The organism is Nocardia sp. CWNU-33 (assembly GCF_046764895.1).
Taxonomy (GTDB): domain Bacteria; phylum Actinomycetota; class Actinomycetes; order Mycobacteriales; family Mycobacteriaceae; genus Nocardia.
Genome location: NZ_JBKOQN010000079.1, coordinates 1 through 8960, shown reverse-complemented (window position 1 = coordinate 8960; position 8960 = coordinate 1). Strand labels below are relative to the sequence as shown.

Below are 8960 nucleotides of genomic sequence, written 5' to 3'. Positions count from 1 at the left end.
CTGCCGCGGCAGCGACGTGGCGAGTCACCACGTGCCGGCTATGCGCAACAGTGGGAACGCGCGGGCGTGGATGCTCGGCTCGACCCATGCGCCGCCGGGTGGGCAGCCTCGATGCGTTTGCTCGGTGGATCGGCGTCAAGGTATGAAGTCGAACCCTCTTCCGGTAGTGGGTCTTCCCGTTCTGACGACTGCGGCCGCAAATGCGCGGCACGTAGTTCGGTGCCGTGTACGTCCTGGCAAAGCAACGCGGAGACCAATCAAATTGCGAGCGGCGTCAAGCCTGTGACGGTTCGTTCCACCTGTACGACCTTGGACATGGTCGTACAGTCCTACGTCGACCAGGGCGCCTTGCCGCGCAACGTAATCGTGCTGGTGAAGCGCCCCCACCGATGACATCAGCGAAGACGACGACGAGCAAGCCAAGTCGTGGAAGTCGAGCAGTTCCGGGAAGCGGTGCGCACGGAACGTGCTCTATGTCTGCTGGCTGTTGCGTTGCTACGGGGCACGGCGGTCGGAGGTGCCCGGCGTGCGGCAGACGCAGTTCGTCGCATCCGCGCTGAAGGTACGCGGGGGCGCGTCGCGCGCTCCCCGAGTATCGGCCCGTCTTGGCAAGCTCTAGGCACGCTCAGAATCGCCAGCACAAGGCAGCAGATTTCCGGAACCTCGACAGCGGCTCTCGACCTTCTCGTTGGCTGCGACAAGCCCGCACGCATATCGGCGGTACTGACGGTTGATCGGCGCATAGGCTGCGCCGACTCTGATCGCCGCGCGCGACGCGATCACTGACCGAACGACCCATCGGCACCGAACTGTCAGGATGACCTCCGCCGGTCCGGGACATGTGACCATCCCGTCCGGATCGGTTAGCACGCGGCGGCGACGGCGAGTTCGGAGCGGGCCGCGGTGACCAGCGCGGCGACCATGGGAGGCAACGCCAGCCGCGGGTCGGGTGCGAAGTGCGGGGAATGGTTGGTGGGCAGCCGGGATGGCAGGGAGCCTGCCTCCAGAATCTGCTGCTGATCCTCAGGTGTGTAGCGGGACGGGTCGATTCCGCCGATGTGCCAGAACACCGAAGGGCAGGTCGCGGCGGTGGCGAGCATACCGAAATCTTCGCTGCCCGTGATCGGATTGGGCAGCGGGAAGACCGGCAGGCCGCCTGCGGCGAGTTCGGCTATCACGCGCTCGGTGTCGGCTGGGGTGTTGACCGTCAGCGGGAAGCTGTCGAAGACCTCGATCAACGGATCGCTAGGCGCTCCAGCGGCTTTCGACTCCGCGGCGCTGATCCGTTGAATGTCCTCGATCATGCGTCGCCGTGAGCTGGGGGTGAATGTGCGCAGGCTCAACAGTATTTCGGCCGATTCGGCGATGATATTCGCGCGAGTTCCAGCGTGCAGCGCTCCGGCGGTGAGGACGGGCGAGGCAGGCAGGGCGGCCTGCCGCGCGGTCAGCGACTGTAGGCGCAATACCAGCGAGGCCGCCATCGACAGCGGATCGACGGCCAGGTGGGGGGTGGAGGCGTGTCCGCCGCGACCGGATATCAAGACGCGGATCGAGTCGGAAGCCGCCATCAAAGGCCCGCCGCGGGTCACGATCAGCCCCGCGGGCAGCGGGCCGACATGCTGGCCAAGGCAGATGTCCGGACGCGGAAAGCGCTCCAGCAAGCCATCTTCGAGCATGCCCTTCGCACCCGCGCCAGTTTCTTCGGCTGGCTGAAAGATGGCGACGATCGTGCCCGACAAGGTGTCCTCGGTCGCCAGTTCGGCGCACGCGGCCAGTAGAGCGGTGACGTGGATATCGTGTCCGCACGCGTGCATCACGCCAGGGGTGGTCGAGGTGTAGTCCAGACCGGTGTCCTCCTGGACCGGCAGCGCGTCCATATCGGCACGCAGCCAGATCACGCGTCCGGGCCCACCGCGCAGGACACCGACGACACCGGTGCCGCCGACACCTTCGGTCACCTCCCAGCCAGCCATCGAGCGCAGCTCGCTCGCCACCAGCCGCGCGGTCTCGAACTCCGCCCCCGACAGCTCCGGATGCGCGTGCAACCGCCGGTATACCTGCTGCCAGTGGTCGTCGACAGATCCGATGACCATCGACATATCTTCCAGTTCGACAAGGGTTTCAGGCGTAGAGCTCATCCGAGTGTTTCCTTCGTGTCTGTAGGGACATGGGTATTCGTATGGACGGGATCGAGGCCCGGAATGGACGCGCGGAACGCCTGCGCGGTCTGCGGCACCCACATCGCGGCCATGACAGTCACCAGCGGTGCAATCGCCATTGCTTCGAAAGCCACTTCATATGAGGCGTGGTCGACGATGATCCCGAACAGCGACGGTGCGAGCACACCCGCGAATTGGCCACCGAAAAGGATCACTGCCGCGGCCGATCCGATGAGTGAACTCGGCAGTGCCCGCAGCACGACGGCGAACGCCGGCATGTAGCACAGACCCGCTATCCCGCTGATCACCGTTCCCACCACGACGAACGCGGCGGTCGATCCGGTCCGCGGTAGCACGAACAACAAAGCAGCAGTGGCAGTCATCGCCGGTACGACGATCAGCCCGGGATTTCCACCAAGCCGATCCGACAGCCAGGCCCCTGCGAGCGCGCCGAGCGCGCCCATCGCCGTCGAAGGGAGCGTGATCAGCGCGATCTGACTGAGCGTCAGCCCGCGCTGCTCATTGAGAAAGGTCGGGATCCACGCACTGACACCCCACACCAATGCGTCGTAGCCGAAGAACATGACCGCGAACCCCAGCAGCGCAGGGGAACGCCGGACCACCTTGGCCGCCTGCCGATCCGGCAGCTGCGACGCTGCATCGATATCGTTGTTCGGCAACGGCTTCGGCATCCATCGCCGCCAAGCCAGCACGACAAGGACACCGAGCACCGAGATGACCGCGAACATCGCCCGCCATCCCACCGCGGGCAACAACGTCCCACCGATCACCGCGGCCAGCAGCATCCCGACGGCGTTGGACGAGTTGGTCCACCCACTCGCTGTCGTCCGCTGTTCGGGCAGAGTGCGCTCGGCCAGCGTCTTGAGCGCCGCGGCCGGAAAGACGCCTTGCACGAGACCGAACAGGAATCGCATAGCAAGCAGCGCCGAAAACGACCACGCCAGCGCGCTCAGCCCGGTGAATATCGACCATCCGAGCAGCCCGATGCCGCACATGGTCAGCGCACCGTAGCGGTCGGCGAGAAACCCACCTGGCAGTTGCATCGCGGCATAGGCGAGGAAGAAGACCGAGACGACCAGTCCACGCTGGGTGTGATCCAACTGCAGGTCGAGTCCGATCGGCGTGAGGGCGTAGTTGATGACGATCCGGTCGATGTAGTCGACCGTCCATGCCGCGAACAGCAGCAATACTGTGATGCGAGTGGTTCGCAACATGCCTTATGGCCTCCGTTGCCGAAAATTCAAGAGCTGTCAGAATGGGTGCCACGCCACAGAACGCCACGAAAAAGCCGGATACCGGCAAGGTGGCCGTCAATACGCAGAGATCCGACACGACATCGGCCTGCATGGATCGCACCGAGGCGGATTCGCTCGGCGTCGGCTACAGCGTCGGACGGCGATCTGGGGTGTACGACCACTGCTGTGCGTATTCGAGCGTTTTGCCGATGCGGAACACGGTGGCGTCGTCGTAGGGATGGCCGACGATCTGTATGCCAGTGGGAATGCCCCAACTGGAGTGACCGGAGGGCACGTTGAGGACCGGGCAGCGGTTGTTGATATTGAAGGGCAAAGTCATCGACGACCACAGGGTGTCGCAGACCTCCTCGCCGTTGACGACAACGCGCTCACCGCTGAGAGTATCGCCGGCATGCCAGCCGGGTACGGCTGTCGTCGGGCACACCAAGGCATCGAATCCGGCCATGGCCTCGGCGAGCTGTGACTGCAACCGCTTCTCCGCGCGCAATGCGTCGATGTAGCTGAATTGTGAGCCGACAACCTTCATCAGCTCGGCATAGGCCAGGGTGTAGTCGCACAACTTGTCGGGCTGCTGCTGCGCGTATTCGACGACGATGGCCCCGAAAATGGTGGAAAAATGACCGGCGATCGACGTCAGGATGTCGAGGTGCGTCCATGACAGGCCGATCTCCTCGACAATCGCGCCTGCGTCCGCCAGCGCTTGTGCCGTCGCGCGGGTATTGGCCTCGACTTCGGGATGAATTCGGTATTCGCCCAGACCTACGCAGAGTGCGATGCGCATACCGCTGACGGCGTCGTACTCGGTCGGCAGAACATATTTCGGGCCGATCGATGTATGGTCGCGCGGGTCGGGCCCGGCCAGGACGTTCTGCAACGCAATGACATCATCGACCGTGCGCCCGATCGGGCCGTCGCCGCGGTAATGGTCGGCGGGGAGCACTCCGTGCCCAGGAACCCGACCGTAGGGCGCCTTGAAACCGACTGTGCCAGTGAACGCGGCGGGAATTCGAGTGGAGCCGCCGATATCGGACGCTGTGGCCAGTAGCGAGGTGCCCGCGGCGAGTGACGTTGCCGATCCGCCAGAGGAACCACCCGGAGTGAAATCGGGGTTCCACGGATTGCGAGTCACGCCCCACATCCGGGAATGGGTGTAGGTGGCGAGACAGAGTTCCGGCGTGGTCGTCCTGGCGTGAATGATGCCGCCCGCATACTGGATTCGCTCGATGATCGGTGCGTTCTCGGTGGCGATGGTGCCCGCGTTTGCCAGTGACCCATCCGTAAGGGTGCGCCCGGCGATGGCGTGCTTCTCCTTGGCGGCGATCGGCACGCCCTCCAGCGGCCGCGGCGTCAGGCCATTCTTGCCGAGGTAGCGGTCTGCGGCATGGACGGCTTGGGTGAGGGCTTGCTCGAAGAGTCGTTCGGTGAAGGCGTTCACCGTAGGTTCGACCTTTTCGGTGCGCTCGATCACCGCGTTCATCAGTTCGACCGGAGACAGTTCCCGGGCGGTGAAGAGACGTTGAGCGTCGGTCGCGCTCAGGTAGGCGAGGTCATCGGTGCCGCTGAGATATGTCATGGTTCGTGACTACCTGACCTATCACGAAATCCGCGATGGCTGCCGGAATTCGCCTAATTTGGTGGTGTGACGCAGGATAACGACAGAGAAGGTCCGATTCGGCACCCTTCTCGCACGGCCCAAATCGACACCGGTCGCGCGGTATCCCTACAATCTGGTCCATGAGTGTTTCACCCCAGAACGCGCCGGAAAGCGACACTGAATCGGAATTCCTGCCCGATTCCAGCTTCGCCGAGCTCGATCTTGCGGTGATCGATGCCTTGCAAGCAGCGCCGCGCGCGTCATGGTCGCAGATCGGCAGCGCACTGGGGATGGACGCGACCACCGTCGCGCGCCGCTGGGAGCGCCTGCGGGTCAATGGGCTGGCCTGGGTCACCGCGTACGAGTCGGCGAAGACCTCGACCGTGGCCTTCGTCGAAGTGCGATGCCGCCCGCGGGCGCTCGAAGCCGTCAGCGCGGCGGCGGCCACGCTGCCTTGGGTGTTCACCGTGGACGAGACCACAGGGGACTTCGACCTGCTGCTGTCGGTCACCGCCGCGGACCTGCCCACCCTCGGTCGCTGGACCCGACGCGGCATCGGCAGCCTCGACGGCGTCCGATCAACCCGGACCAGGGTCGGAATAACCCTGTACGGCGAAGGCGGCGACTGGCGGATCCGCGCGATGGAACCAGCTCAGCGTGCGGAGCTGTCCGCACCACGACCACCGCGACGAACCACCTACAGCACCCACCCGAGCAACCGGCCATCCGTCGAGGACCAAGCACTACTGACAGCACTCGGCGCTGACGGCCGCCTCAGTTACACCGCGCTCGCCGCGACGACAGGCATGAGCGAGCACACCGCTCGCCGCAGGCTGGCGCGGATGATCCGTGACGGTGAGATCACGCTGCGCTGTGATCTGGCCTACCCGCTTGCGGGCCTGCCGACGACGGTCATCTACCGGATGTCCGTGCCGCACAACGAACTCGAAGCCACCGGCCAGGCGCTGGCGCGGCTCGAGCAGGTTCGGATGTGCGTCTCGGTCAGCGGTCCACACAACCTGCTGGTCCAAGTGCTGCTACACGGGCTGCACGGAATCGATGGATTCGAGGCATCGCTGGCCGACCGCTTCTCGACACTGGCAGTGAAGGACCGCACGATCGCCCTCCATACCGCCAAGCGAATGGGCTGGCTACTCGACAACCAGGGCCGCGCCGTCGGCCGGGTTCCGCTCGGGCCACCCGATAGCGCCTGACAACGATCAAGGAAACGGGCCGGCTGCAGAGTCTTCTCGGAGGCACTCTCCTCGACGTCCCGTCCGCGGGCTGTCGTTCTGCGCGGAATCATCAGCTGCCATGAGTCGAAGCGCCATACCAACCGCGCACTACTCGAACTAGCCGCCCGCCTGCCGCTATCCAAGTGCAATCGGCCACCGAGACCGTTCGAGCCCGTCGAGAGGCCGTCGGCGAGGGCAGTTCCGTCGCCGATCAATGTGCCGCGCAGGCCCCCTCCTCCCTCGAACGCCGCGACAGCAGCGGCACCGTTGCAGGCAGGCCCGGCCGACCACGAGGGACGAATCTTCACTACTTCCACATCTTCACGATGCGCCGCTGCCGTCGGCAGCGGCAAGCAGGCAACAGGTGAAATTCCTACGGCCCCAAAGGCTGCTGGCACATACCCCAGGACCGTAAGCCGTTCTCCTCCCGGAACTATCGCCGACAGCGCAGGGGGCCGCTCGCGAATGGGGCCAGATCGACAGTCTCCGCCATCCGCTGATATCCAGCCGAGCTGGGATGGAGGTTGTCGGCGCTCGCGTACCTGAGGTCGAGCACGCTGGGGTTCTTCGGATCACGCAGTGCCGCATCGAAGTCGATGACGCTGTCGGCGAGAGGTTGAGATCGGATCCAGGAGTTGACCCGGATGCGGACCGGGTCCGACGGCGGGAAGCTGGTCATCCCATCGGCGAAGGCGTTCGACGCGGGGGCCAGAGTCGCGAGGTGCACGCGCACTCCGGCTCGATGGAATCGGTCGATGATGCGGGTGTATCCGGCGACGAGTTGCTCGTACGACGCGCCGATCGGGGTACCCAGGTCATTGATTCCGATATCGACGATCACGTCGGTCACGCCCGACAGCGCGAGCACATCCGCGTCGATCCGCGACTCCCCCGCCGGCCCGTGCTCGGGGAACAGGCCGTTCGCCAGTAGCCGATTGCCCCCGATCCCTGCGTTCGCCACGGCGATTGCCGCGCCCACATCGTCGAGGCGGCGTTGCAGGAAGTCGGGATACCGCACGTTGCGGTCAACTACGCCTTCGAGTTGCGGGAAGCTCAGGAAGTCGGCGGCGACATGGCCGTCGGTGATCGAGTCACCGAAGGCGACGATCGTCGAGACCGGTTGCGGTGCTAGGACATCCAGCTGCGCGACATACGGGACGCGGGTCGTGGTGCGAGCGAAGGTCGTGCCGACGAGATCGCCGGTGTGGTCGCCATGCGCCGAGTCCGTGTAGTAGCTCGTCGCATTCCCGAGGGCATGTCCGGTGATCCGCCGCGCGGCACGGTCGGTGTACATGGTCACCGCGAGCGGCTGGAAGCCCGTGACGGAGATCGGGACAGGGTCGGTCACGATATCGGCGCCCGGCTGCGCCGTTCCGGTCGGGTAGCCACCGCCGAATGTCAAGGGCCGCAAGGAATCCGGTTCAACATCCGCGCCATGGGACTGGCGGGCGATAGTTACCCGATCGAACGTGACCGGCTCGCTGCCGAATCGGTTACTAAGCCGGATCCGCACACTCTCACCACCACGATGCGGGGTGACCACGACGCGATAGGTCTGGCCGCTCGGGGTGGCGTCCGAGCCATCGAGCGGGGTGGCATCTGACGGACTCGCCGACCACACAGTCGACCACCCGGATCCTCGCACTGCTCGGGAGTCTGCGCTGCGGCTGTCGCCGCCGCTGCGGCAATCAGGGCGGCGCACACCGCCGGGAGCCATGGGGATCGAAATTCGTGGGACATACGGTTCCTCTTCAGTGGTTTTCACAGAGCCTATTAGCTGACCGAGTGATCAGTCAGCTAGTCGGGCGCGGCATTCCACCACCGAGAATGCGCCAGCGAGTCAGCCGACCGGCGCCACCGATCGGCGCAGCTGTGCGACGAACCGCTCGAACGATCCGACCATGTCGACCTCAGGATCGAGCAGCCATTGATTCTCCAGCCCCTCCGACATGGCGATGAGGCATTCGGTGACGGCCCGAATGTCGACATCGGCGCGAATCTCACCCGCATCGATACTTCGACGCAGCGCATCACCGGTCAGCGACTGCAGAAATTTCAACCGACCGACCACCCAATCGTGCGCGGGGTGCCCGGGGCCGGTCGCCTCGGCCGCGGTGATGTGTGCCAATTGCACGAGGTCACGATTGTCGGCGTTGTTGCGTACCACGCGGGTGAGAAACGCCAGCAGCGCGTCGAAGTCCATGTCCGCGAAGTCGCCGAGATCGGTATTCGTCGCCGCTAGATCCCGAAGGTCACGCGCACCGAGTACCGCCTGCAGCAACGACGCCTTGCTCGAGAAGTGGTGCAGCAGACCCGATTGCGAGATACCCACTTCGGCGGCAATACGCGCCAACGAGCTGCCTTGATACCCGTACCGCGCGAAATGCTCGACGGCGACGCCGACGATCTTCGCGCGGGCCAGCTCGCCCGATCGCTGCGCGGACTCCGTAGTTGCCATGAGATCGAAGCCTATTACATCGTGGCCGAAGGCAAGCTGACCGACCGAGTGATCCGTCAGCTAGAGTACGATCCAACACCCAGATCACGCCGCTGGATATTCGAATCACGAGGAGTTTCAATGATGGTGTCAAGCCGCAGCGCTGATCGGGGCTGGTGCCTCGATGGTGAAGGTGCGGTTGTCGCGGATGAGCGCCCAGATGACGTCGATAAGGCGGCGGGCCAGGGCGATGAGTGC

General features: G+C 64.9%; 7 protein-coding genes. 2 read left to right on the top strand and 5 right to left on the bottom strand.

Annotation, left to right across the window (positions count from 1 at the left end; genetic code table 11):
- Window positions 1-863: 863 nt before the first annotated feature.
- From ACLMAL_RS39180 to ACLMAL_RS39170, 3 genes are all read right to left on the bottom strand, one after another.
- Window positions 864-2138, bottom strand: a complete 1275-nt coding sequence (locus ACLMAL_RS39180; protein ID WP_412003696.1) for an amidohydrolase — start codon at window positions 2136-2138, stop codon at window positions 864-866.
- Window positions 2135-3394 carry an MFS transporter gene (locus tag ACLMAL_RS39175; RefSeq protein WP_412003695.1) on the bottom strand — a complete coding sequence of 420 codons (1260 nt, stop codon included), beginning with the start codon at window positions 3392-3394 and terminating at the stop codon, window positions 2135-2137. Before ACLMAL_RS39175 ends, ACLMAL_RS39180 begins: the two co-directional genes overlap by 4 nt.
- Window positions 3395-3560: 166 nt before the next feature.
- Window positions 3561-5009: an amidase gene (locus ACLMAL_RS39170; protein WP_412003694.1), complete on the bottom strand. Its 1449-nt coding sequence runs from the start codon at window positions 5007-5009 to the stop codon at window positions 3561-3563.
- Between the two features lie 161 nt (window positions 5010-5170).
- Here ACLMAL_RS39170 and ACLMAL_RS39165 point away from each other — a divergent pair, with 161 nt between their 5' ends.
- Window positions 5171-6244: an Lrp/AsnC family transcriptional regulator gene (locus tag ACLMAL_RS39165; RefSeq protein WP_412003693.1), complete on the top strand. Its 1074-nt coding sequence runs from the start codon at window positions 5171-5173 to the stop codon at window positions 6242-6244.
- Window positions 6245-6698: 454 nt separating this feature from the next.
- Here ACLMAL_RS39165 and ACLMAL_RS39160 read toward each other — a convergent pair whose 3' ends face one another.
- Window positions 6699-7667: a GDSL-type esterase/lipase family protein gene (locus ACLMAL_RS39160; RefSeq protein ID WP_412003692.1), complete on the bottom strand. Its 969-nt coding sequence runs from the start codon at window positions 7665-7667 to the stop codon at window positions 6699-6701.
- 33 nt (window positions 7668-7700) lie between these two features.
- Here ACLMAL_RS39160 and ACLMAL_RS39155 point away from each other — a divergent pair, with 33 nt between their 5' ends.
- A complete protein-coding gene (locus ACLMAL_RS39155) occupies window positions 7701-7868 on the top strand; it encodes a hypothetical protein (RefSeq protein ID WP_412003691.1) in 168 nt (55 codons plus the stop codon).
- Window positions 7869-8105: 237 nt separating this feature from the next.
- On the opposite strand, the gene ACLMAL_RS39150 is transcribed toward ACLMAL_RS39155, so the two are convergent.
- Complete coding sequence (locus tag ACLMAL_RS39150; RefSeq protein ID WP_412003690.1) at window positions 8106-8723, bottom strand: TetR/AcrR family transcriptional regulator; 618 nt, start codon at window positions 8721-8723, stop codon at window positions 8106-8108.
- Window positions 8724-8960 lie beyond the last annotated feature (237 nt).